The following is a 24,069-nucleotide window of genomic DNA, read 5'->3' on the forward strand; positions in this document are numbered from 1 at the left end:
TTCGTCCCCCCTTTAGCAAAGGGAGGTGAGGGGGGATTTACTTATCCATCGGCGATGTGCCGCAACCCGGACTGGTCGAGCGTCAATTGATTATGAGGCATCTCCTGAATCAAGCCATTGCGGCGTAATTCAGCGATAGTGCGGCTCACGGTTTCAGTAGTCAGTCCGAGCATCGCGCCTAAATCCTCCCGGCCAAACAGCGGCACGGGTTGCCCCGGCGCGGTTTCAGACAACCAGAGCAACAGCCGCGCCACCCGCTGGCGGGCGGTGCCGGTGGAAAATTCCGCCAACCAGCGATCGGCCTCCGCCAGCGCCTGTTGCCAACGCACCATCAATTCATGACACAGACGCGACTGCTCATGGCTCAGGCGATCCACCAGACTGACGGGAATCGTGCAAATCTCACAGCGGGTCAGCGCAATGGCGTCGTGTGGATAAGGCTGACCTAACAACGCCTCCAGCCCCAACGTGTCGCTATGGCGGAGCAGTCGAACGATGCGCTGGTTGCCGTCGGGCAGGTACTTCACCAGCTTGACCAGTCCCCGCCGCAAGGTAAATACGACTCGACCGCGCTCGCCAATCCGATACAACACCGCTGGCGGTTCCAGAATGATGTCTTCAATCGGCTGATGCAACTCACCGAAATCCACTTCCTGCAAACCGGCAAACAATGCTGAATTGCGGACAGCGCAATCACGGCAATCCTGCTCTCCCAACCAGGCGACACGGATCGGTACGGTTTTCATTAAAGGAACTCTGAGTTGTGGTGGGTCATAACAACCACCCTTCGACTGTTTGAGCAACCGGACGGCTAATTGTGGCAATCAGGAAAGACTTAATCCAGCTATCCTTTATCAATAAGAACGTCAGGATTTCCTGCGAGCGCCCGGCATGAACCAAGATGACCTCTCCTCAAGCACCGTGCGGTTACTGGATCAACTACAACGCAGCCAATCCTTCCATCATGGCGGCGTCACCGGCATCGAGCGGGAATTTGGCGGGTTGCGCCGCTGGCAGTCGGCGCGGCTGAGCCGCACCTACGCCGATCTCCTGGCTAACCCACGCTACCGGCCAGCAGCAGAGTTCTTTCTCGACGAGATTTATGGCGATCGGGATTTCCAGCAGCGCGAACACGACTTGGCGCGCATTGTGCCGATGATGACCCGCATCTTACCGGCCAGCGTCTTGCACACAGCCGCGCTGGCGCTGGAGCTAAATGCGCTCTCCTACGAACTCGATGCGCAAATCACGCGGATCCTGGCGTCGAAATTCGACTTTCATGAATCGATGAACGAAGCGGTTTATGTCGCTGCCTACCGCCGTTGCGCCAATTACGAGTTGCGCCAGCGCCAAATCGAACTGGTTGGGCAACTGGGTCAGGACTTGCGAAGAATCGTGCAAAAACCCTTTATTCATACCGCGCTCAAAGTGGCGAAGACTCCGGCGCGTCTGGCTGGAGTAGGCGAATTGCACCATTTCCTGGACGCCGGATTCCACGCCTTTCGCCAGATGGGCCAGTACGCCGCAATTTTCATCGCGACAATTGTCAGCCGCGAGAGCGCCATTTTGGAGCGTATGCGGACCGATCATGCTCATCCGCTGGATTTGGAACGGGAATAGAGAATTAAACCCCATCAGGCGCAGCGCCAAACATCGCATCCAACTCCTGTTGAATCTGCTGCTCCAACTGATGCTTGAACGGGGCCAGTAGAAAACCCAGCCGTATGCTGATCCGAATCGCGCCCGGTTCCAGATCGATTTGGCCACTGATGCCGGAGCGCTCAAAATACAGCGAATCATCTTGCCAATGATGACTGATTGCATAGCGGTCGGCCAATTGCGCAGCAATCGTTTCCGCCGCTTCACGGGCCTGATCGAGAGTCAAGGGATGATCGCGATGCATAACAATGTGGGACATTTCCAACTCGCTATTGATGAATCATTTTTATCAAATCGCCATGATAGGTTATTCTCCCGCTACGGTCATTTTTTCCACCAGCAGCGAACCGCAACGGATGCCGCCACGCACATCCACGTCGTTGCCTACCGCTGCGATGTCCCTGAACATTTCGTTCAGATTCCCGGCGATGGTGATTTCGTGAACCGGATATTGAATTTGGCCTTTTTCCACCCAGAAACCTGACGCGCCACGGGAATAGTCGCCGGTCACCAGATGAACGCCGTGGCCCATCAGTTCCGTCACCCACAACCCGGTATCCAGTTGCCGTAGCAATTCTTCATGACCCAGCGGACCGGGTTCGACGATCAGGTTATGCGTGCCGCCGGCATTGCCAGTGGTCTCCATCCCCAGCCGGCGCGCCGAGTAACTGTCCAGCACATAGCCCTGCAAGATCCCGCCAGCGACCACATCCCGATTGGCCGTCGCCACCCCTTCATTGTCGAAAGGCGCGCTGCCCAGCGCCTTGGGCCAGTGGGGCCGTTCGCGAATCGTCATAAATTCCGGGAAAACCGGCGTACCGAGCCGATCCAGCAGGAACGACGCCTTGCGGTACAGCGCGCCACCGCGAATGGCCCCAACAAAATGACCGATTAACCCGCGCGCCAGTTCCGGCGCAAACAATACCGGAACCTGGCGCGTACTCAACCGGCGACTCCCCAACCGGCGCAAGGCGCGTTGACCGGCTTTTTGTCCGACCGCAACCGGCGTTTCCAATTCATCGCGGTCGCGCGCCGCCGTGTACCAATGATTACGCTGCATTTCCCCGTTATCCTGGGCGATCACCGAACAACTCAGGGAATGGTGCGTGGTGGGATAACCGCCGCAAAAGCCGTGCGAGTTGCCATAAAGGACTAATCCGGTGTGCGTAGCGATGCTGCCGCCCTCGGAATTGCGAATTCGGGGATCCAATGCCAAAGCCGCTGCTTCACACTCACGGGCCAGGGCGATGGCGTCTTCGGCGGCTAACGGCCAGGGATGATAGAGATCAAGATCAGGAATGTCCCGCGCCAGCCGATCGGGATCGGCCAATCCAGCACAAGGGTCGCTGGCGGTATAGCGGGCAATGGCGCAAGCGCTTTGCACCGTGTCGCGAATCGCCGTCGCCCGCCAATCGGCGGTGCTGGCCGAACCACGACACTGGCCAAAGTAGGCCGTGACCCCCAGTCCGCGTTGACGGTGATGCTCCAGGGTCTCGACCTCGCCCAGCCGCACGGTGACCGACAGGGCGCTACCGAAGCTGACCGCTGCTTCAGCGGCAGTCGCACCCTGGGCGCGCGCCTCGGCAAGGATGTCGGCAACCAGATTTTCCAGGTGCTCGCGCGCCGGCAGGGGCGCGATAGGTTGGGCTGTTTTCATCACGCCTGCGTCCCCCCCACGGTCAATGCCTCGACTTTCAATGTCGGCTGGCCTACACCGACGGGTACGCTCTGCCCATCCTTGCCACAGGTTCCAACACCGGCATCGAGCTTCAGGTCATTGCCGACCATCGAGACTTTGGTGAGCACATCCGGGCCGTTACCGATCAACGTGGCGCCTTTGACCGGACGGGTGACGCGACCGTTTTCAATTAAATACGCCTCGCTGGCGGAAAACACGAATTTGCCCGAAGTAATATCCACCTGACCGCCGCCAAAGTTAACGGCGTACAGCCCTCGCTCGACCGAAGCAATCACTTCCGCCGGATCGTGTTCGCCGGGCATCATATAAGTGTTGGTCATCCGGGGCAGCGGCAAATGCGCGTAGGACTCGCGCCGGCCATTGCCGGTCAGCGCAGTTTTCATCAGCCGAGCGTTCAGCTTGTCCTGTAAATAGCCCTTGAGAACGCCCCGCTCAATCAGCGTGGTGCATTGGGTCGGCGTTCCTTCATCATCGATGTTCAACGAACCGCGCCGGTGGGCCAGCGTCCCGTCATCTACGACCGTACACAATGGGGAAGCCACGCGTTCCCCGATGCGCCCGGTGAACACGGACGTACCCTTGCGGTTGAAGTCGCCTTCCAGGCCGTGGCCGATCGCCTCATGCAGCAGAATTCCCGGCCAACCCGGCCCCAGCACCACCGGCAGAGTCCCGGCCGGCGCAGGGACTGCCTCCAGATTGACCAGCGCGAGCCGCACTGCTTCCCGGGCGTAACCCAGGGCGCGTTCTTCATCCAGAAACCAGCCGTAACCGACCCGACCGCCGCCGCCGGAACTGCCTTGCTCGCGGCGACCGTTCTGTTCAACAATCACCGACACATTCACGCGCACCAGGGGCCGCACGTCACCGGCCAACGTCCCATCGCTGCCCGCGACCAGAATCGTATCCTGGGTCGCAGCCAGGCTGACCATGACTTGCGTCACGCGCGGGTCTTGCTGGCGCGCTTCAGCGTCCAGTTTCTCCAGCAATTCCACCTTGGCCTCGGCGGTTAAAGTATCCAGCGGATCGAGAGGTTCGTACAAGGCGGGCCTTTGGCTAGCGCGCCAGACCTGGAGCCGCCCTTCCCCGCCTTGTTGCGCGATGGCGCGGGCAGCGGTTGCGGCTTCCAGCAATGCCGGCATCATCAGTTCATCGGAATAGGCGAAACCGGTTTTTTCCCCGCTGATCGCCCGAACTCCGACCCCCTGTTGGATCGCATGGCTGGCGGTTTTAACCTGCTGATCCTCCAGACTCCAGGATTCCGCGCGGCGTTGCTGGAAATACAAATCGCCGCTGTCTATGGCATGGCCGAATAGGCAACTCAAGGCGCGATGCAAATCATCCTCGCCGAGACCAGCAGGCGTTAATAGTTGATGGCGGGCAAGCGTAAGCGTGTCAGTCGTCATGGTTGATCTCAAGTAGACGCATATCGATGCGAGACAGTCATTTGTGGATCAGGATCGATCATACTAAAGTTGAGACCAGAAAAAAGAGGATTGCGCTCCCCGCAATCCCCGCAAGACCTCCAAGCGACGTAGGTCGGGCAAAAGCGGAGCGTTGCCCGACGGGTTCATGGGGGTGGAGGGTGCATGTCGGGCACGTCCGATGCCCGACCTACCTGGCTGAATCCGTGATGACCGGTCGGGAACTCGGCGAAAAGCTCCTGGCGTCCGTGCGGGAAATGAAAGCCGGAGAAGGGGCGCGAGTCACTCGGGTTGCGGTTCCGCCGATTGCGGCAACCCGCAATGCGGTCGGCGTGTCGCAATCCCAGTTTGCCGCGCTGCTCGGCATCTCCGTCCGCACCTTGCAGGAATGGGAACAGGGGAGGCGCTCGCCCACGGGCGCGGCCAAGACCTTGCTGCGCGTGGCGGAAACCCACCCGGAAATCCTGCGCGAGTTGGCGACTGGCTAACCTGCAAATCCCCGCCACTCTCCTGCCCTGCGGCAACTGGAGCAAACGGCGAGTGAGTCACTTGCCTTGCTTATCGCCATTGATGCTTAAGGCAGCTCGCAATAAATAACCTCCAATGGTAGGTCGGGCAAAAGCGCAGCGTTGCCCGACCGGTTCACGGGGGTGGTGGGCGCATGTCGGGCACGTCCGGTGCCCGACCTACCTGGCTATAAATCCTGTCCCTGCAGATATTACAACTAAATCAATTTCACCAAACTCTTCTCTGACTGAATTGAATACCTCGATGGCACTGTTGGTATCGGAAACATCCATTCCTCGTATCAGCGATGGAGAAGATAACTCTGGCCGGAGCGATTCAAGGAGGTTTATCCGTCTACCTGTTGCACAGACCATACAACCGTACTGAAAAAGAATCAGCGCCAACTCCTTTCCAATTCCCGATGATGCTCCGATAATGATAGTTTTTTTATTCCTTTTGCTTCTCGTGGTGGGCAACATAATGTTATCGGTTGTCAATGCGGACAAATCGAAATCCTGAATAAACAAGTTCAGTGCCGTTGCTCAAATCTGTTGCGCGTACCACACTTCCTTCACCGTTACCGATTCCCGCGATAACGGCTTCGTCATCAGAGATCGCCTGCAAGGCATATGTCACTCTGGTTTCTGGATCGACACCGTTCTTGGAGGCGATCACCGCTTTGAATACAAGAATTCCCGATTCGGTTACGAGTTCAGCCTGCTTGAAGTCGAACTGCTCATCGGTTGTGTCTGTTTGATACATGCCCTCTCTCTTGCGCCAAGCGTCGGGTATGTCAACGCTCGGCACTCGCTCAAACGCAAAAGGCGCGGGCAACCCTTCCAGTAAGGCCACATCCTTTGCTTGCACCGTTATAAATCGAATGGACAATGTATCAATCGGTATAGAGATCAAACCGAATGCCACGTTGGCCTTTGGTACGAAGGTGTCGGCACTAACTGGCTGCAGCGTGAAACTCCTGTCAAACAGCGAAGTCTTGAGTTGATCTCCGTCCACGGTAATGGACCCGAGTTGGCCGTTGAACATCGCGTAATGTCCGGCATAACGGGCGAGGTGATCGTGCGACATTCGCATCGGCTCGGGTGTTGGATTGGTGGTATCGCGTGTCGGTGGGGCGCGCCATACTTGGTCTCATAAGCGAGTTCAAGCGCGCGAGTGCCGAGCTTGGTGATGAACTGAGACGCCTCATCACTGTTGGTAAGAATGATTACACCCAGCTTTTGTTTGGGCAGCAGTGAAAGGTGTGCCTGATAGGGAGGGAATCCGCCGTTGTGCCACGCCAGCGGCTGACCTCCAGGGGCGGAAAGGCCGCTCAGCATCCAGGCCATGCCGATTTTGTGGTCGAAATCCAGATCGAGGCCAGCGAACTGTGGCTTGAACATTTTCTGCAGTGTTTCCGGTTTGATGATTTGCATACCCTGCGCACTGCCATCGGCAAAGATGAACCGCAGCCAGCGGCTCATGTCATTTACGCTGGATAGCATGCCCCCCGCAGGGGTATCGCGCAACGATAAGCGGGGCGCGTCCTTTCCCTTGCGATAGCCGCGGGCGTAGCGATGTTCGATATCCGGTGTGAGCTGGAAGGAGGAATCCGCCATTCCCAAGGGCATTAACAGGTTTTGCTGCATGGCGCTGGAGAATTCCTGATGTTCGACGTTCTCGATAACCCTGCCGAGCAAGCTGTAGTCGATATTGGAGTACTTGTATAACGATTGCGGTGGACTTGCGAGACTCTCTTCACTCAATGCTCTGACATACTCCGCGAGGGAAACGGGGTGGTCAACCCACATACCTTTGAGCACATCCGACGGCATTCCGGAGTGATGTGCAAGTAGAGCACGCAAGGTGATGGGCTTGCTGTCTGCGAAACGATTGCGGATGGAAAATTCCGGCACATAATCCGTGACCGGCTTGTCCAGCTGGACATTGCCATATTCGACCAATCGCATGATCTCGGTGGCCGTTACCACCTTGGAGATCGACCCGATACGATACACCGTATCAGCGGTCGCAGGCACATTGTTAGCGGCGTCGGCAAAGCCGAAACCCTCGGCCCACACGACTTTTTGGTCATCAACAAGTGCAATACTTAGTCCCTTGACATCGTGTTTCGCCATGTCCTGCTTTATCAAAGCTGACAGATATTGCCTGGCCGGCTCATAGTCGTTGCGGGCGATATTCGTCGGCCAGGGTGGGACACCAGCGCACCCGGAGAGCAATAATGCAATAGAGAAACCCCAGTTAATTAGCCATCCTGGTATAGGCTTGCCAACGATTATCCCTACATTATCAACGAACTGAGCGTTAATCAAATTGTCTAATAACTATAGAAGACCTCTTTAGAGACTCTAAATTTATAGAGGAGGTGCGGCAATGAACGCGGAATGGATGTTTGATGCACGTAAAATACCGGATGAAGTGATGAATTACATCCGGCGTATTGCGGTTCGCGCGGTCGAAGAGAAGCATTATGGTCCGGAGCTTGTTGCTGATTTTTTGGGTATCGACCGAACGAGTATTTATGATTGGCTTCGCAACTATCGTTATGAAGGAGAAGAAGCCCTGGATACCCGGAAAGCGCTCGGCGCCACGTGTGTGATGACTCCGGATATTGATCGATGGTTAAAAGAAACGATACTCAATACGACGCCGGCGGATCATGGCTATGATACGGTTTTATGGACTTTAGAGATCATGGTTAATTTATTGAAAGAGTACTTTGGTTTATGGGTATCGGATGCCACGGTTCGTCTGCATTTACATCAATTAGGACTGAGTTGTCAAAAACCTTGTTATCATGCCTTAAACCAGGATCAGGAGGAAGTTAAAAAGTTTATTAATGAAGAATTTAAAGAGATTCAGAAGCGGGCTCAAGAACTTGGAGCGGATATTGCGTTTCAGGATGAGTCATGGGTTCAAGGCCATACGCGTTCTGGACGGACGTGGGGCTTAGTCGGTCATCCGCCTGAAATTAAAGTGAGTGATGACCGGGGTGGGTTTCACATTTTATCGATGGTTACGGCGACGGGCGAGTTAATATTTGAAGTGACCACTCAAAAATGAGTGAGTGGGGTTTTCATTGCCTTTTTAGAGAAGGCATTAGAGGGTCGAGAGCGCCCATTAATTGTCATCACGGACAATGCGTCTTATCATACCTCGAAAGAAGTCAAAGCCTTTCTTGAGACGCATCGAAAACAAATCCGCTTGTTCTTTCTTCCCCCCCACTCGCCAGAGTTAAATCCGGATGAACAGGTTTGGAATGAGATCAAAAATGATCATCTGGAAAAGGAGCCAATTAAAAACCGGGCTGATTTCAGAGCGCGCGTTTATTCTGCTTTGGAAAAGCTAAAAGAATTTCAGGAAAGGGTCAAATCATTTTTTAGGCTCCCTGATACTCAATACGCTAATCCTGAAAAAGCTCCAGCATGATTTTTGTGGGGATAACTATTAGCAAGACAATAACATTCGCAAGCTCATTTTCTTGTCGTATTTCGTTGTCATAACGCTATACAAATTTATTTCCATTAAAAACAGGGCTGATTTCAGACAACATGTTTATTCTGCTTTGATAAAGCTAAAAGAATTTAAGGAAAGGGTCAAATCATTCTTTGGGCTTCCTGATACTCAATATGCTAGTGGGCTGACACAGAAGTTTTGACAGGTTCAGAGGTTTCTAGGTCCACCGGGGTTTCAGAAGATTTCAAGGGAGGATAGAGGCGCTTGAGTTTGACCCGGGCCAAGTCGGTGCCGAACTGCCAGTGGATTTTGGTCTGACGTAGGTTGCGTGGGCCTTGCCAAGCGGCGATTTCCTTCCGCAAAGTTTCGAGGTTCGCAATGCGGCGATTCAAACACTGGCCGGCGAGAACAGCGAACTCACATTCCGCCATATTGAGCCAACTGCCATGCTTGGGGGTGTAATGAAATTCGAGCTTGCGGGTGATCCGGCGGGCTTCCTCTGGAGAAAAGACACTATACAAGGCCGCAGGAGTGTGGGTATTGAGGTTATCCACGACCAACCGGATTCGCTCCGCCTTCGGAAAGTACACATCAACGAGTTGCTGCATTTGCTGGGCAAAATCGCGTTTGGTGCGCTGTTTCGTGACATTAACATGACGCCACCCGCGCAAGGGTTGTACGAATAGAAATAAATTGGCGGTGCCTTCGCGTTTGTATTCACAGTCATAGCGCGCCGGTTGACCCGGGCGGGCGGGTTGAGGACAGCGGGTTTCGCTGGTCAATTGCACCGGACTTTCATCGAAGCACACTTGGGGGTATTGAGGATCATCGGGTTCGGCGTACAGGTCCAACACATCCTCCATATGCCAAACATAATCGGGACTGACACTGGGAATACACCATTCTTGACGTTGCCAGGGTTTGAGGTCGTTTTTTTAAGGATGCGCCGCACACTCTCACGGGAAATGGCTTCGATGGGCCGGAGTTCCATGAAGCGGTCCGCTAACAATTGGAGAGTCCACTGACAACGGCCAGCGGGCGGGGTACTACAGGCCAAGGCGACCAGAAAGGCGGCCTGTTTGCCGGTCAAGGCCGGGGGCAAACCGACTCGTGGCCGCTCGCTTAACGCCGCCAGCAACCCTTCGTCGACAAACCGTTGACGGGTACGATGAACGGTCGAAATCCCCAAGTGAAGGCTTTGGGCAATGGCCTCATCCGTCGCCCCTTCCGCAGCCTGCAGCAACACATGGGCACGGGCAACCTTGCGCGCCGCTGCCTTGCCTTTATGAATGACCTTCAGCAGGTCTTCCCGCTCCTCTTCAGTTAGATCAACCAGATACTTGTGGGCCATGGTGATTCCTCCTGTTGATCTCAACCATAGGGCACCCACCGCTACCTGTCAAAACTTCTGTGTCAGCCCACTAGTCTCGAACAAGCTCTAGCATGATTTTTATGGGGATAACTATTAGCAAGACAATACAAGGGGGGAATTGACGATTCAAAATCCATTGAGAAACGGTATAACAACGCTGCCCAGCAACCGCTGGCGCAGCCCGGTGATCCCTTACAGACAGTTCTTCCAAATCAAACAGGCGGCCAGAAAAAAGGGGATTGCGCTCCCCGCAATCCCCGCAAGACCTCCAAGCGAAAGAACAGAGGTCAATCAGACCCAATACTCAACGGCTTAAATGTAATCGCTCTTAAAACTTTCGAGCGTCTTGATGTAATTGGCGCGCTCAAAAGCAGTCGGATCAGCCACATTCTGCTGGCTCATCGACCCTTTCATCTGCGTCACCGACTGGTACTGATTCATCTCCATCCACGCCTGCAAACCATCACGCAGAGTGGTCAGATAATCGACGCCATTCTTGAGCAACGCCGAGGTTGTCATCACCGCATCGGCGCCAGCCATCAAGTACTTCACGACTTCAACCGGGGTATGCACCCCGCGCGTCGCTCCTAGAGAAGCTTTTAGTTTCCCGTACAGCACGGCGATCCACAGCAAGGGCAGGCGAATCTCATCCGGGGTACTCAAATTCAGATTCGGCGCCACTTCCAGCTTGTCTAAATCGAAATCCGGCTGATAGAAGCGATTGAACAGCACCAGTGCATCAACGCCGACATTGTCCAGCGCTTTGGCCATGGAACCGATGGCGCTGAAGAACGGACTCAGTTTAACGGCAACGGGGATCGTGACCGATTCCTTGACCGCCTTGACAATCTTGATGTAACGCTCCTCGACTTCTCGACCATTGGTGGTCAAATCGGCGGGAATGTAATAGATATTCAGCTCGATGCCTTTAGCCCCGGCCTGTTGCATCAATTGGGCATACTCGATCCAGCCGGTATTGGTGATGCCGTTAAGACTGCCGATTACCGGAATATCTACAGCCTCGGACGCCCGGCGCAACAGATCGAGATAACTATCCGGACCCACCGTGTAGTCATCCACTTCCGGCAGATAGCTCAGCGACTCGGCGAAGCTCTCGGTGCCGGCGGTCATCAGGTGTTCCAGGGCAGCGCTTTCATGCTTTAACTGCTCCTCGAACAGGGAAAACATGACGATCGCCGCCGCGCCTGCGTCTTCCAGGCGCTTGATGCTCGCCACACTTCCCGATAATGGCGATGATGACGCCACGATGGGATGCTTCAGTTTCATCCCCATGTAAGTGGTGGTTAAATCCATGTTCATTCCTTCAGAAATAAGGGATCAGGTTCCAGACTCCAGGCATCAGGCTGCCAGGTTGCAGGTCCGTATCTGACCTCTGACGCCTAACGCCGGATACTTTGGTTACTTGAATTTGGGCACAAACGTACCGCCGCTACGGGTCGCCATGTCCTCATACACCGACCAGCGCCTGTTAATCGCCTGCTGGGCCATGTCCATCAGGTGCTCGGCTTCCGCCGGGTTGGTGTGAGCCAGCACCTTGTAGCGCACCTCGTTATAGGCGTATTTCTTGAGCGGAATCTTCGGACGCCCGGAATCCAGAACAAACGGGTTCTCGTTGGATTCATGCACCATCGGGTTGTAGCGGAACAAGGGCCAATGACCGCTCTCCACCGCCAGATGTTGTTGATCCAGTCCGCGCTGCATATTGATGCCGTGGGCAATGCAGTGGCTGTAGGCCAGAATCAGCGACGGTCCCTGGTAAGCTTCGGCCTCGCGGAAGGCTAGCAGCGCCTGCTGTGGATTAGCGCCCAAGGCGACACGCGCGACATAGACATTACCGTAGGAGATGGCCTGCAACGCGATGTCTTTCTTACCGATATGTTTGCCCGCCGCAGCGAACTTGGCGACGGCGCCCATCGGGGTGGATTTCGACATCTGGCCACCGGTATTGGAATACACCTCGGTGTCCATGACCAGAACGTTCACATCGCGACCGCTGGCCAGGACGTGATCGACGCCGGAGGAACCGATGTCGTAGGCCCAGCCATCGCCGCCGACAATCCAGACGCTGCGCCGCACCAGTTGATCGGCGACCGCCAGCAATTGCGCTGCGCGGGGATCGTTGATCTCCTGCAAACGTTGCTTCAAATCCGCGACCCGCCCACGTTGCCGGCGAATGTCGATCTCGGTCACCTGCTCGGCGCTCAACAATTCGTCCACGCGATCAGCACCGATCTGTCCGGCCAGCGCTTGCAGCAGCTCGCGTGCGTACTCCAGATGTTTATCCGCAGTCAGACGGAAACCCAGGCCAAATTCGGCGTTGTCTTCAAACAGCGAGTTGGACCAGGCCGGGCCGCGTCCTTCATTGTTAATCGACCAGGGCGTTGTCGGCAGATTGCCACCGTAGATTGAAGAGCAACCGGTCGCATTCGCCACCAGCAAGCGGTCGCCAAACAGTTGGGAGAGCATCTTGACATAAGGCGTCTCGCCGCAACCGGCGCAGGCCCCGGAGAACTCGAACAGCGGCGGCAGGAATTGCACCCCGCGCACTGTCGAAAAATCCACCCGGCCACGGTCCACTTCCGGCAAGGTCTCAAAGAAACTCACATTCGCGCGCTCGTTCTCTAGCACCGGCTCCTTGAGCGCCATGTTGATGGCCTTGCGTCCGGTCTGTTCCTTGCTCTTGGCCGGGCAGACTTCCACGCACAGTCCGCAACCGGTGCAGTCTTCCAGATAGACCTGCAAGGTATAGCGAATTTCCGGGAAGCCTCGGGCGTCGATGGGAGCGGCCTTGAACGCCTTGGGCGCGCTGCTCAGGTTGGCCTCGTTGTAGAACTTGGAGCGGATCACGCCATGTGGGCAGACCATGCTGCAATTGCCGCACTGAATGCAGACATCCGGCTCCCAGATCGGCACGAAGGTGGAGATATTGCGCTTTTCCCACTGGGTGGTGGAGCTGGGATAGGTGCCGTCCACCGGCAGCGCGCTGACCGGCAGTTCATCGCCGCGCCCGGCCATCATCATCGCCGTTACTTTCTGAACGAATTCCGGCGCGTTGGCGGGGACCGTTGGCGGTAATTCACGGGTGCTGGTAGCCTGGGCCGGCACTGGAATTTCGCGCAAGTTAGTCAAGGTATTGTCGACCGCTTCGAAGTTCTTGCGCACCACTTCTTCGCCCTTGCGCATGTAGCTCTTTTTAATCGAGTACTTGATCTTCTCAATGGCTTTATCGCGCGGCAGCACCCCGGAAATGGCAAAGAAACAGGTCTGCATGATGGTGTTGATCCGCGTTCCCATGCCGTTATCGCGGGCGACCTGCTCGGCGTTGATCGCGTGGACCTTGAGTTTCTTAGCGATGATCTGTTCCTGCACCGGGCGCGGCAACCGATCCCACGCCTGCTCCGGCTGGTAGGGGCTGGTGTTCAATAGCAGCACTGCGCCTTGCGCAGCATTCTTGAGCACATCGCCGCGATCCAGGAAGTTGAACTGGTGGCAACCAATGAAGTTAGCTGACTGCACCAGATAGGGCGAGCGAATCGGATCGGGACCGAAGCGCAGATGGGAAACCGTCTGCGAGCCGGATTTCTTGGAGTCGTAAACGAAATAGCCCTGGGCGTAAAACTCGGGATCGTCGCCGATGATCTTGATTGAGTTCTTGTTCGCACCCACCGTGCCGTCCGCGCCCAACCCGTAGAACATGGCGCGCACGACTTTATCGGATTCGATGATGAACGTCGGATCGACGTCCAGGCTGGTGTGCGTCACGTCATCGACAATGCCCACCGTGAAATGGTTCTTTGGCCGCGTCTTGCTTAATTCGTCGAACACCGCCTTGACCATCGCTGGGGTGAATTCTTTGGAGGACAGCCCGTAACGACCGCCAATCACCTTCGGGAAGGTCGGGGTGGGCAACGTGCCGGCGGTCTGCGCTTCCACCAGGGTATTGACCACTTCCAGGTACATCGGCTCGCCCGTCGCCCCTGGTTCCTTGGTGCGTTCGAGGACGGCGATGGATTTGACGCTGGCCGGCAAGGCCGCCAGGAAATGAGAGGCCGACAGCGGCTGGAAAAGGCGAACCAGGATCACACCAACCTTCTCGCCGCGCGCATTGAGATAGTCTGCGGTTTCACAAGCGGTTTCCTGCCCGGAACCCATCAGAATAATCACTCGTTCAGCATTCGGATCGCCGAAGTAGTCAAACAGGTTATAGCGACGGCCGGTGACGCTGGCAAACTGGTCCATCGCCCCCTGTACGATGCCCGGCACCTTGGCGTAAAACGGGTTGACCGTTTCACGGCTCTGGAAATAGACATCGGGATTCTGCGCCGTGCCGCGAATGAAGGGCCGATCTGGATTCAGCGCCCGGGCGCGATGCGCCAGCACCAGGTCATCGCGGATCATCGCCCGGATCTCGTCATCCGACAACAACGTAAGCTTGTTGACCTCGTGCGAGGTGCGGAAGCCATCGAAGAAGTGGATGAAGGGCACCCGCGCTTCCAGGGTGGCCATCTGGGCGATCAGCGCCATGTCGTGGGCTTCCTGCACCGAACCGGAAGCCAGCAGGCAGAAACCGGTCGGGCGCACCGCCATCACGTCCTGGTGATCGCCGAAAATTGACAAACCCTGGGTCGCCAGGGAGCGGGCGGCGACGTGGAATACTGCTGACGTGAGTTCGCCGGCGATTTTGTACATGTTGGGAATCATGAGCATGAGTCCCTGCGAGGCGGTGAACGTGGTGGTCAACGCCCCGGTTTGCAACGCGCCGTGCGCCGCGCCCGCTGCGCCGCCCTCGCTCTGCATCTCCATCACCAGGGGCACGCTGCCCCAGATGTTTTTCACGCCTTCCGAAGCCCATTGGTCCGCCAACTCGGCCATCGTCGAAGACGGGGTGATGGGATAGATGGTGCAGACTTCGTTCACCCGGTAGGCGACGTAGGCCGCCGCTTCATTACCGTCAATGGTGGTAACTTGCCGTTCAGTCATTTCGTGCTTCTCTCTTGGCCCGCTGTGATGGAGCGGGCAGGTGGTTTTTGATCACCATGCGCTCCCCCTCTCCTGGCAGGAGAGGGGTCGGCGGTGAGGGGATGGGGGCGAATGATTACGCTTCCGCCGGTTCCGGGATCATCTCGATGGCATGGCAGGGACACTGCTCAAAACAGACAGCGCAGCCGGTGCAGAGATCGTAGTTGTAGCGGTAGCGTTTGCCGGGTCCCAGCTTGATCACGGCGTCTTCGGGACAGGCGCCAAAGCAGCCGTCGCATTCATAGCAGTTGCCGCAGGACAGGCAGCGCTTGGCCTCGTAAACCGCTTCCTTGGGCCCCAGCCCGGCCACCACTTCCTCGAAACTGCTCTGGCGAACCTTCATGTCCAAATGACCCTGCGGGCGCTGGGCGGCGTCGGTGTAGTACCAAACATGCAGCTTGTCGAAGGTCGCCAGATCATGCTTGGGCGGCTTGGCATAAGATTCGCCGCGCAACCAGGCGTCGATATGGCGGGCGGCTTTCTTACCGTGGCCAACGCCGATGGTCACCGTGCGGTCGGAAGGCACCATGTCGCCGCCCGCGAACAGACCCGGACTGCCGGTCATCATCTGGTCGTTGACGATCACCACGCCGTCGGCCTTGAACTGTACGCCCGGCACCTTTTGCATGAAGCTGGTATCTACGTCCTGCCCCAGCGCCAGAATCAAGGCATCGGCCTCCAGCGTCTCAAACTGACCGGTCGGACGCGGCCGACCCTTCTCGTCGATCTCCATCACCTCGACGGTGAATTGGTTTTCCTCAATATTCTTGATCGTGCGCAGCCAGTGAATTTTGACGCCTTCTTCCAGCGCCTCATCGGCCTCGAACTCATGAGCGGGCATGTGGGCGCGGTCGCGGCGGTAGATGATCAACGGTTCGTAGCCCAGCCGCTTGGCGACGCGGGCGGCGTCCATCGCCGTGTTGCCGCCGCCGTAGATGGCGACGCGCCGGCCCAGCTTGGGCGCATTGCCCGTTTCCACATCCTTGAGAAAGTTGATGGCGTCGAACATCTTGCCGGCATCGCGCGCCGGGATTTCGGTGCGCTTGCTGATATGGGCGCCGACCGCGACAAAGATGGCGTCGAAATCGCCTTGCCGCTTCTCAGCCAACAGGTCATCGACCCGATGGTTCAGAACGATCTTGACGCCCATGGTTTCGATGCGCTTCACCTCGGCGTCCAGTACATCGCGCGGCAGGCGGTAAGAGGGAATGCCAAAATGCATCATGCCGCCGGCCATCGGTCCGGCTTCATGAATTTCCACTTCGTGACCCAGGCGGGCCAGGTGATAGGCGGCGGACAAGCCGCTGGGGCCGGCGCCGACCACCAACACCCGCTTGCCGGTCGGTTGCGCGGTGACCTCGAATTGCCAGTTTTCCTGCAAGGCCAGATCGCCAAGGAAGCGTTCGACCGCATGGATGCTGACCGAAGAATCGAGCTTGCCCCGGTTGCAGGCGCTTTCGCAGGGGTGGTAACACACCCGGCCATGAATCGCCGGCATGGGATTGTTTTCGGTCAGGCTCTGCCAGGCTTCTTTGAAACGCCCGGCCTGGGCGTGCGTCAGCCAGGCTTGAATATTCTCGCCTGCCGGACAGGCATTGTTGCACGTCGGCAGCAAATCCGCGTAAATCGGCCGCTGGATGCGCTGCGGGCCGACATTACGCTTCTCGTGCGTCAGGTCCAACGGGCGTGTCATGTTGATAGGCTGGTCAGTCATCGTTTGCTTCTCTTCGCAATCGTCTGGTGGTGAAAAATCGCCGACCGTTCAAGGCGCAGCGCCGACCGGGTCGTGCTGGCGGTCGTGTTCGATCGTTTTCAACTAAACTCGTCCCCATAAACGTAGAACATTTTGGCCGGAAGTGAATAACCCGCTGCGATCAATCGTCCGCGAAATTGCAACCTCAACTCAGGAGTGCAATCTATGAAAGCCGTCTTGCTCCGCCAACTCGGCGGTCCCGAACAACTCAGCATTGAAGACTTGGCCCTGCCGGAACCCAGCCCAGGCCAGGTTCGCGTTCGCCTCCACGCTTCGGCGCTCAACCGCCGCGATGTCTGGATCACCTTAGGCCAATATCCGGGCATTCGCCTACCGTGCGGCATGGGTTCGGATGGCGCGGGCGTGGTCGATCAATTAGGTCCAGACGCACCAGCGGATTTGCTGGGCCGGGAAGTCGTGATCTATCCCGCTTATGACTGGGGAAATGACCCGCGTTTCCCCGGTACGACCTTCCGGGTGTTGGGAATGCCTGATCCGGGTTGTTTTGCTGAACACCTTTGCGTTCCCGCCGGTCATGTTTTTGCCAAGCCGACGCATTTGAACTGGGAACAAGCGGCGGCTATCCCGCTAGCGGGTTTAACGGCATGGCGAGCGTTGATGACCCAGGCCGCAGCGCAGCCGGGCGAAACCGTGCTGGTCACCGGCATTGGCGGCGGCGTGGCGACCTTTGCCATGAAGTGGGCTGTGGCGCTGGGCGCACGGGTCTTTGTCACCAGCGGCGACGAAGGCAAGCTGGAACAGGCGCGGCAGATGGGTGCGTCTGGTGGCGTCAACTATCGGGCGGAGGACTGGGATAAACAATTGGCTAAGCTGACCGGTGGCGTCGATGTGGTTATTGATGGAACGGGGGGGCCGGCTTTTAAGGGCTGTTTCTCAGTGCTGAAACCGGCGGGTCGGTTAGTGGTGTATGGTTCGACCGCCGGTAACCCACCCGGACTGGACATGGTCCGGCTATTCTTCCGGCAGGCGCGGATCATTGGCTCCACCATGGGTTCGCCAGAGGAATTTGCCGCTATGCTGCGCTTTGTCGAAGCGCATCACGTCGAGCCCGCAATTGACCGGGTCTTTCCGCTAGATCAGGTCGTTGCCGCCCATCAGCGGTTGCTGGCGGCTGAGCAACTGGGAAAAATTGTTTTACGGCATGGTTAATTAATTTCTTGACGCAGTGCAATATGTTCTTTATACTGCATTGCAACATTCATCGAGAATGTTATCCTCCAAATCCTCCTTTGGTGGTTCTTTAGCCAGGATTAAGCATGATCCTGGCTTTTTTTTATTGCGCCGCAAAAAAAGTTTTGTTGCGTTCCTATGAATTTGCTTGACGCAGTGCAACATTTAGACTAAGCTACGTTCTGACATCGTTCAGATGTTCTTCTCCACACCTTCCTTTGGTGGTTTTTAGCCGGGGTTCACCGAATCCCGGCTTTTTTGTGAACGACGTTCAGGCAACCGCCAGATACTTCGCCAGACCCTCCATCATCTATACTGTCGTGGTTTCAGAGTTGCGTTTTGCGAGGCTCATCCGATGACCGAAGCCGTATTAGATAGAGCTTACGCATTGACAAACATCGTATAATGTGCATAGCGAGTCAAATCTTGGTCATGAATGTTGCCGTTAATGAGAACAATCAGCCGCCCACCCACCGCCCGTTGCACTTTAGCGATGTATGTATCTTTTATATTGAGCACACCGCACTCACCGACCTGTTGTCGGTTGGGGGAAGTGATGAAGATCAGCCACGACAGTGTTAATCGGTTCTTACTCCGCGAAGAGTATACGCCCCACGATTTATTCAATGAGGTCCGCACCGACGGGCTTGGGAAAAAGCGCTCGCGGTGACCGGAGCCATCATCAGCCAGGTGGTCGCTTCATTCACCACATTTTGCAAGGATTTCACACTCTTTCTCAGAATCAAGACCAAGACCGCGGCAAACGACAAACAACGAACGCGCGTGAACGCTTGATCGTTGACCCGATGTCGGTTCTTAAAGTCAGCGCTGTTGAGGAGGTCACGGGTGATCTCGATTGCAGCATAGGCCGTAGGGTTCATCGGCAACTCTCAAGACAGGTAGGAAACTCCTCTTAATTATGATGGAAATGGGCTTAACTTAATGGCATTGAAACAGCCTATGGGATGGTCAAAGTGGTTAAGGAACCCCAGGATGGAGAAGCCGTCATGAACGCGCAAGCTGCTCCTGCGACGGAAGCCGCCACAGAGAAAATCCAGTCTCGAGTGACGAACTGGCCCGAGTATGATCGCGCCCTGGTGCGCCGGGGCAGTTTGACGATCGGGTTTGACAAAGTGTTTTTGCAGGACTACTGGCGACCGGCTCCGACCGGCCAGCGAGGGGGGCCATTCCAGTCTCGGATACCGCCATTCAAGCGTTGTTGACGCTCAAGGCGGTGTTCGGTCTGCCCTACCGCGGAGTGAAAGGGCTGGTGGGTTCGATCGTGCGGTTGCTGGGATTGACGTTGCCCATTCCCGACCACACCCTGCTGTTGCGCCGGGCGAACACGCTGACGGTGCAGATTCCCGTCCGTCGCGGCGTGGACCGATCGACGTCGTGGTCGATTCCACGGGCTTGAACGTGTAGGGTGAGGGCGAATGGAAAGTCCGGCAACAGGGTGCGGGGAAACGGTGCACCTGGCGTAAGGTGCATTTGGCGGTGGATGCCGACGTCAAGGATGTGTTGGCGGTTGAGGTCACGACGGCACAATGGACGGATAGTGAAGTGTTGGCCGGACGGCTCGAGCAAATCGATGACCCGATCGGCCACGTCCGGGCCGACGGCGCGTATGACACGCACGGGGTTTACACGGCGGCCGGGGAACGCGGTGCCGAAGTCACTATCTCACCCCGCGAACACGCAGTGCCGTGGACTCCCGATCATCCCCGCACCCAGGCACTGGCGGCCATTGCCGCGCAAGGACTGCTGGCGTGGAAACAGGCGGTCGGCTAGCATCGCCACCGCATCGCCGAAAACGCCATGTATCGATTCAAACCGTTGTTTGGTGATCGCTTGGCCTCCCGTTTGTTCGAAACCCAAGTCACAGAGATCCCGTCCGGGTCGCCGCGTTGAATGTCATGACCTACCTCGGCATGCCCGTTTCCGTCCCCTGCAGGGTTATTCTGTCTTGAAAAGACATAGAGGGGAGAGGATATTACCCTCATTTTGTTTATGCACCAACGCCGCTGTTGGCCTAAAACATGCCGTTTAACGCCATAATAATACAGCTTCTTCGAGGCACAGTAACCGCGATCGGCATACTCTGGCGCGACCTACGTTGTAAAGCTATATCCTTATTGAGAAAGGATAATCGGTTGAGAATCAAGCAACCAATCGCCCAAAATAGGGCCAGGGGCCGATAGAATCTCAACGAGCGGCGCGAAAACATCGCAGACTTTATTCACCCGTTGCACAAACCCAGGATAGGAGGGCAAATTGGGAAACCAATCACCCAGATGACGGTGAGTTTCATCATAGATGGTTTTGATTTGACTGTGTTTACTCATAATCCCAAATAAGACAAAGCGTAATCACCTTGAGGTGGACCCCAATGTCAAGACAGAATTTAGCCGAATTTAAGGTGGACACTCTACACCTTATAGCGACCGGCTTTGCCTGTCCGCATACACCTCAGCGGGTGTTCGATAGTTCAGCGCCTGATGAGGACGCTGGTCATTGTAAAACACGAAGTACTGCGCCAAGCCCTGGTAAGCCGGGTCCAGCGTTTCATAGGCCTTCGGATACACCTCCTCATATTTTACGGACCGCCAGAGCCGTTCGACAAAGCTATTGTCATGCGCCCGCCCTCGACCGTCCATACTGATTCGGATTCCGGCTTGCGCCAAGCACCCGGTAAAAGCGACGCTCGTGAACTGGGTTCCTTGATCGGTGTTGAAGATCATCGGCTGGCGATGCGCCAGGGCTTCTTCCAAGCACTCCAGGCAAAAGGTGGTCTCCAAAGTATTGGACAACTGCCACGCGAGCACTTTACGGCTATACCAATCCAGGATCGCAACCAAGTAGACAAACCCGCCTGTCAGGCGAATGTAGGTAATATCCGTACTCCACACCTGATCGGGGACGGTCACCGCTACCCCGCGCAGCAGGTAGGGATAGATCCGATGAGCCGCACAGGACGGCGAGGTCACCGGCTTGGGGTCAATCGCCTGCAATCCCAATTCCGTCATCAACCGAACCACCCGTTTGCGGTTAACCGGATACCCGGCCTGCCGCAACACGGCCGTCATTCGCCGACTGCCATAAAAAGGATGCGCCGTATATTGCTCATCCATCTGCCGCATCAGCGCCAGATTCAGCGCCGACGTGGGCACTGCCGTGTAATACCACCCACTGCGTGCCCGTCCCAGCAGTTCACATTGGGCCACCACCGACAGTGCCGGATGATCCGGTTCGATCCAAGCCCGCTTTACCTGGGTGGACTCAGTCCCGACTTTTTTTTCAACCACTCCACCTGGACTTGCAGCCGACCAATCTGGCTATACAGCGCCTCGGCATCGGTCCCGTCTTGGGGGGAACGTCGGCCCCGTTTGCACGCAAACAGGGCCTTCAGCCCCTCCTGGGCTTCACGCTTCCAGGTGGTCACCTGGTTCGGATCCACCTCATGCACCCCGGCAATCTCGTTGATCGTTTTTCGGCCCGCCAGCGCTTCCATCGCGACCTTGGCCTTGAACTCGGCACTGAAGACTTTCCTCTGCATTTCATCGCTCTCCTCAATCGTTTCTACTTTGCAGAGTACCACCTTATTTAACCGTCCGAAATTCGGGGTCCATTATACCTCCTCATCCGTAAACGATAGATCGCAGTAAGGACTAAATTGTGGCTCTTCGAGGGTTTCTGTGGAATCGGCCCGTGTGACCGGAGATCAGCCCACCAAGTGGGACATACATCTTTCAAGATCAATTGATTAGTTTCATAGTCAGCTCGCCGGTTGGGTTGCTCCACAAAAACTCTCGAAGAGCCTAAATCGTTGGCAATAAACGACCCCGCAGCAAGCTGCGGGGTATGTATCCCGAACGGGAATCAATGGCTTATTTTTTATACAGCTTCTTAGCCTGCATTCTAAGGTACGCGGTGCGTACCCTACATCGACGATGTTGATACCGATCATTCAAAAGTAGAGTACGCACCGCGTACCGCTGCAGTGAATAGCCATGACCCGGAATGTAGGGATAACGGCGAGCAAGACAATAAGAACGCGCCTGTAGAGAAAACACCATGCAGCAGAGAAAAGACCGCGACAGCCTCAATAAGGAGCGCCGGGGTGGTTCGGAATGTCAGTTAATCAGGTTGCCAGACTATAGATCGTCATAATCTGGTCACAGGCCAGAATACTGAAGAGAGAAAAGTACCCGAAGTGGTTGACGGGATTGGTGGGCGATACTGGATTTGAACCAGTGACCCCTGCCGTGTGAAGGCAGTGCTCTCCCGCTGAGCTAATCGCCCTTCAAAAACTAAAGGCGGATTATAAGCGTCACAGCCTGTCTTGACAAGCAATGGCGTCCTTCTTCGGTTTTCCTGTTTGCAGGGGATGACGCCGACGAGCTAGGCTATGTTGACATTCTATCGTAACCAAATCAATGCGCGCGTGAAGTGAATAAAGTGCAGATCTATGGAATATGGACCCTTGGGCCTAAATCAGCACACCAAGCTAGTGGGCTGTTGCAAAAGTTTTGCCAGGTTAGGAGGCCTCTGGTCCGATCGGATTTTCGGTGGATTCCAAAGACGGATAGAGGCGTTTGAGTTTGACCCGGGCGGCCTCGGTACCAAACTGCCAGTGGATTTTGGTCTGGCGCTGGTTGCGCGGGCCTTCCCAAGTGGCGATTTCCTCTCGCAAGATGTCGATCGTCGAAATGCGGCGATTCAAACACTGGCCGGCGAGTACCGCCAACTCACACTCGGCCCTATTGAGCCAACTGCCATGCTTGGGGGTGTAGTGAAATTCCAGCTTGCGGGTGATCCGACGCGCTTCGTCTGGCGGAAAGGTGCTGTACAGGGCCGCCGGGGTATGGGTATTCAGATTGTCGACCACCAGCCGAATGCGTTTTGCCGTAGGAAAGTATTGATCGACCAGCAATCGCATTTGCTGAGCAAAGTCTTGTTTAGTGCGTTGCTTCGTGACATTGACATGACGCCAACCGCCCAAGGGTTGAACAAACAAGAACAGATTAGCGGTACCTTCCCTTTTATATTCCGTGTCATAGCATGTGGGGTGGCCGGGACGGGCGGGCAACGGATGACGGGTTTCGCTGGTGAGCTGCACCGGGCTTTCGTCAAAACACACTTGGGGATAACGCGGATTATCGGGTTCGGCGTACAGATCCAAGACATCCTCCATAGGCCAGACATAATCGGGACTCACACTGGGAATACACCATTCTTGACGTTGCCACGGTTTGAGGTCGTTTTTTTGAGTACGCGATGGACCGTATTGGGCGAGATCGTATCGATTTGGCGCAATTCAACGAAGCGATCGGCCAACAGTCGCATCGTCCACCGCCGGCGACCCGCCGGTGGGGTGCTACAGGCCAAGGCGACCAGAAAGGCGGCCTGTTTGCCGGTCAAGGCCGGGGGCAAACCGACTCGTGGCCGCTCGCTTAACGCCGCCAGCAACCCTTCGTCGACAAACCGTTGACGGGTACGATGAACGGTCGAAATCCCCAAGTGAAGGCTTTGGGCAATGGCCTCATCCGTCGCCCCTTCCGCAGCCTGCAGCAACACATGGGCACGGGCAACCTTGCGCGCCGCTGCCTTGCCTTTATGAATGACCTTCAGCAGGTCTTCCCGCTCCTCTTCAGTTAGATCAACCAGATACTTGTGGGCCATGGTGATTCCTCCTGTTGATCTCAACCATAGGGCACCCACCGCTACCTGTCAAAACTTCTGTGTCAGCCCACTAGAACCGTCTCTTTCAAGAGCAATAGGCTGATCCGTCTTTCCTGTCTTCTGATACGCCAGCAGATGATGGAGGAGACTTATGTCTAACATCTGGCACGACTTGATTCGGACTTACGCCGCAGCGTCGATAGATGCTCTGGCATTGAAGACCGTCACAGAAGCATTATAATTTTGCTGACCTGAAGTTTCGGGAGCGGGT

16 protein-coding genes, 1 tRNA gene and 4 pseudogenes are annotated in these 24,069 nt (G+C 56.2%); 6 read left to right on the forward strand and 15 right to left on the reverse strand.

Annotated elements, in window-relative coordinates:
- Positions 1-41: 41 nt before the first annotated feature.
- A complete protein-coding gene (locus H6973_20380; protein ID MCP5127877.1) occupies positions 42-746 on the reverse strand; it encodes a Crp/Fnr family transcriptional regulator in 705 nt (234 codons plus the stop codon).
- Between the two features lie 145 nt (positions 747-891).
- Here H6973_20380 and H6973_20385 point away from each other — a divergent pair, with 145 nt between their 5' ends.
- Positions 892-1,620: a hypothetical protein gene (locus tag H6973_20385; GenBank protein MCP5127878.1), complete on the forward strand. Its 729-nt coding sequence runs from the start codon at positions 892-894 to the stop codon at positions 1,618-1,620.
- A 4-nt stretch (positions 1,621-1,624) separates the two neighbouring features.
- Here the strand turns inward: H6973_20385 and H6973_20390 are convergent, their stop codons facing one another.
- The 3 genes from H6973_20390 to tldD are packed head-to-tail and all read right to left on the reverse strand — an operon-like array spanning position 1,625 to position 4,761.
- The gene (locus tag H6973_20390; protein ID MCP5127879.1) at positions 1,625-1,918 is read right to left on the reverse strand and encodes a polyhydroxyalkanoic acid system family protein; all 294 of its coding nucleotides are present in this window, start codon (positions 1,916-1,918) and stop codon (positions 1,625-1,627) included.
- Positions 1,919-1,966: 48 nt separating this feature from the next.
- On the reverse strand, positions 1,967-3,316 hold the full coding sequence (pmbA, locus tag H6973_20395) for a metalloprotease PmbA (GenBank protein MCP5127880.1): 1,350 nt from the start codon (positions 3,314-3,316) through the stop codon (positions 1,967-1,969).
- The gene (gene tldD / locus H6973_20400; protein MCP5127881.1) at positions 3,316-4,761 is read right to left on the reverse strand and encodes a metalloprotease TldD; all 1,446 of its coding nucleotides are present in this window, start codon (positions 4,759-4,761) and stop codon (positions 3,316-3,318) included. Before tldD ends, pmbA begins: the two co-directional genes overlap by 1 nt.
- A gap of 227 nt (positions 4,762-4,988) precedes the next feature.
- On the opposite strand from tldD, the gene H6973_20405 reads away from it, so the two are divergent.
- The gene (locus tag H6973_20405; GenBank protein MCP5127882.1) at positions 4,989-5,267 is read left to right on the forward strand and encodes a helix-turn-helix domain-containing protein; all 279 of its coding nucleotides are present in this window, start codon (positions 4,989-4,991) and stop codon (positions 5,265-5,267) included.
- 198 nt (positions 5,268-5,465) lie between these two features.
- On the opposite strand, the gene H6973_20410 is transcribed toward H6973_20405, so the two are convergent.
- From H6973_20410 to H6973_20420, 3 genes are all read right to left on the reverse strand, one after another.
- Entirely contained in the window at positions 5,466-5,765 is a 300-nt protein-coding gene (locus tag H6973_20410; protein ID MCP5127883.1) for an SDR family NAD(P)-dependent oxidoreductase, read from the reverse strand.
- Positions 5,766-5,769: 4 nt separating this feature from the next.
- Positions 5,770-6,048 (reverse strand): hypothetical protein, encoded by a 279-nt coding sequence (locus H6973_20415; protein MCP5127884.1) that lies wholly within the window; start codon positions 6,046-6,048, stop codon positions 5,770-5,772.
- 146 nt (positions 6,049-6,194) lie between these two features.
- Positions 6,195-7,421 carry a beta-lactamase family protein gene (locus H6973_20420; GenBank protein MCP5127885.1) on the reverse strand — a complete coding sequence of 409 codons (1,227 nt, stop codon included), beginning with the start codon at positions 7,419-7,421 and terminating at the stop codon, positions 6,195-6,197.
- A gap of 256 nt (positions 7,422-7,677) precedes the next feature.
- Between H6973_20420 and H6973_20425 the strand changes: the two genes are divergently transcribed.
- A complete protein-coding gene (locus tag H6973_20425) occupies positions 7,678-8,367 on the forward strand; it encodes an IS630 family transposase (GenBank protein ID MCP5127886.1) in 690 nt (229 codons plus the stop codon).
- A complete protein-coding gene (locus H6973_20430) occupies positions 8,368-8,733 on the forward strand; it encodes a transposase (protein MCP5127887.1) in 366 nt (121 codons plus the stop codon).
- 203 nt (positions 8,734-8,936) lie between these two features.
- Here H6973_20430 and H6973_20435 read toward each other — a convergent pair.
- The 4 genes and pseudogenes from H6973_20435 to H6973_20450 form a co-directional block, all read right to left on the reverse strand.
- Positions 8,937-10,111: pseudogene (locus H6973_20435) on the reverse strand (IS630 family transposase).
- Positions 10,112-10,444: 333 nt separating this feature from the next.
- Positions 10,445-11,446 carry a dihydroorotate dehydrogenase-like protein gene (locus H6973_20440; GenBank protein MCP5127888.1) on the reverse strand — a complete coding sequence of 334 codons (1,002 nt, stop codon included), beginning with the start codon at positions 11,444-11,446 and terminating at the stop codon, positions 10,445-10,447.
- A 105-nt stretch (positions 11,447-11,551) separates the two neighbouring features.
- Positions 11,552-15,133, reverse strand: a complete 3,582-nt coding sequence (gene nifJ, locus H6973_20445) for a pyruvate:ferredoxin (flavodoxin) oxidoreductase (GenBank protein ID MCP5127889.1) — start codon at positions 15,131-15,133, stop codon at positions 11,552-11,554.
- Between the two features lie 115 nt (positions 15,134-15,248).
- Complete coding sequence (locus tag H6973_20450) at positions 15,249-16,886, reverse strand: NAD(P)-binding protein (GenBank protein MCP5127890.1); 1,638 nt, start codon at positions 16,884-16,886, stop codon at positions 15,249-15,251.
- A 204-nt stretch (positions 16,887-17,090) separates the two neighbouring features.
- Here H6973_20450 and H6973_20455 point away from each other — a divergent pair, with 204 nt between their 5' ends.
- Positions 17,091-18,095 carry a zinc-binding dehydrogenase gene (locus H6973_20455; GenBank protein ID MCP5127891.1) on the forward strand — a complete coding sequence of 335 codons (1,005 nt, stop codon included), beginning with the start codon at positions 17,091-17,093 and terminating at the stop codon, positions 18,093-18,095.
- Between the two features lie 644 nt (positions 18,096-18,739).
- Here the strand turns inward: H6973_20455 and H6973_20460 are convergent.
- A complete protein-coding gene (locus H6973_20460; GenBank protein ID MCP5127892.1) occupies positions 18,740-18,997 on the reverse strand; it encodes a hypothetical protein in 258 nt (85 codons plus the stop codon).
- 126 nt (positions 18,998-19,123) lie between these two features.
- Between H6973_20460 and H6973_20465 the strand changes: the two are divergent.
- A pseudogene (locus H6973_20465) lies at positions 19,124-20,086 on the forward strand (IS5 family transposase).
- Between the two features lie 465 nt (positions 20,087-20,551).
- Here H6973_20465 and H6973_20470 read toward each other — a convergent pair.
- The 3 genes and pseudogenes from H6973_20470 to H6973_20480 all read right to left on the reverse strand — a co-directional run bounded on the left by H6973_20470 (position 20,552) and on the right by H6973_20480 (position 23,798).
- Positions 20,552-21,672, reverse strand: a pseudogene (locus tag H6973_20470) (IS3 family transposase).
- Positions 21,673-22,343: 671 nt separating this feature from the next.
- A tRNA-Val gene (locus H6973_20475) sits at positions 22,344-22,418 on the reverse strand.
- Between the two features lie 235 nt (positions 22,419-22,653).
- Positions 22,654-23,798 (reverse strand): annotated as a pseudogene (locus H6973_20480) (IS630 family transposase).
- Between the last annotated feature and the right edge of the window lie 271 nt (positions 23,799-24,069).

The sequence above is a fragment of the Gammaproteobacteria bacterium genome (genome assembly GCA_024235095.1).
In the GTDB taxonomy this organism is placed as follows: Bacteria; Pseudomonadota; Gammaproteobacteria; order Competibacterales; family Competibacteraceae; genus UBA2383.

Excerpts from the sequence above, each read along its gene's own strand:
- H6973_20380 (MCP5127877.1), bottom strand. The coding sequence starts at position 746 with ATGAAAACCGTACCGATCCGTGTCGCCTGGTTGGGAGAGCAGGATTGC.
- H6973_20385 (MCP5127878.1), top strand. The coding sequence starts at position 892 with ATGAACCAAGATGACCTCTCCTCAAGCACCGTGCGGTTACTGGATCAA.
- H6973_20390 (MCP5127879.1), bottom strand. The coding sequence starts at position 1,918 with ATGTCCCACATTGTTATGCATCGCGATCATCCCTTGACTCTCGATCAG.
- pmbA (MCP5127880.1), bottom strand. The coding sequence starts at position 3,316 with ATGAAAACAGCCCAACCTATCGCGCCCCTGCCGGCGCGCGAGCACCTG.
- tldD (MCP5127881.1), bottom strand. The coding sequence starts at position 4,761 with ATGACGACTGACACGCTTACGCTTGCCCGCCATCAACTATTAACGCCT.
- H6973_20405 (MCP5127882.1), top strand. The coding sequence starts at position 4,989 with ATGACCGGTCGGGAACTCGGCGAAAAGCTCCTGGCGTCCGTGCGGGAA.
- H6973_20410 (MCP5127883.1), bottom strand. The coding sequence starts at position 5,765 with ATGTTGCCCACCACGAGAAGCAAAAGGAATAAAAAAACTATCATTATC.
- H6973_20415 (MCP5127884.1), bottom strand. The coding sequence starts at position 6,048 with ATGTATCAAACAGACACAACCGATGAGCAGTTCGACTTCAAGCAGGCT.
- H6973_20420 (MCP5127885.1), bottom strand. The coding sequence starts at position 7,421 with ATGGCGAAACACGATGTCAAGGGACTAAGTATTGCACTTGTTGATGAC.
- H6973_20425 (MCP5127886.1), top strand. The coding sequence starts at position 7,678 with ATGAACGCGGAATGGATGTTTGATGCACGTAAAATACCGGATGAAGTG.
- H6973_20440 (MCP5127888.1), bottom strand. The coding sequence starts at position 11,446 with ATGGATTTAACCACCACTTACATGGGGATGAAACTGAAGCATCCCATC.
- nifJ (MCP5127889.1), bottom strand. The coding sequence starts at position 15,133 with ATGACTGAACGGCAAGTTACCACCATTGACGGTAATGAAGCGGCGGCC.
- H6973_20450 (MCP5127890.1), bottom strand. The coding sequence starts at position 16,886 with ATGACTGACCAGCCTATCAACATGACACGCCCGTTGGACCTGACGCAC.
- H6973_20455 (MCP5127891.1), top strand. The coding sequence starts at position 17,091 with ATGAAAGCCGTCTTGCTCCGCCAACTCGGCGGTCCCGAACAACTCAGC.
- H6973_20460 (MCP5127892.1), bottom strand. The coding sequence starts at position 18,997 with ATGAACCCTACGGCCTATGCTGCAATCGAGATCACCCGTGACCTCCTC.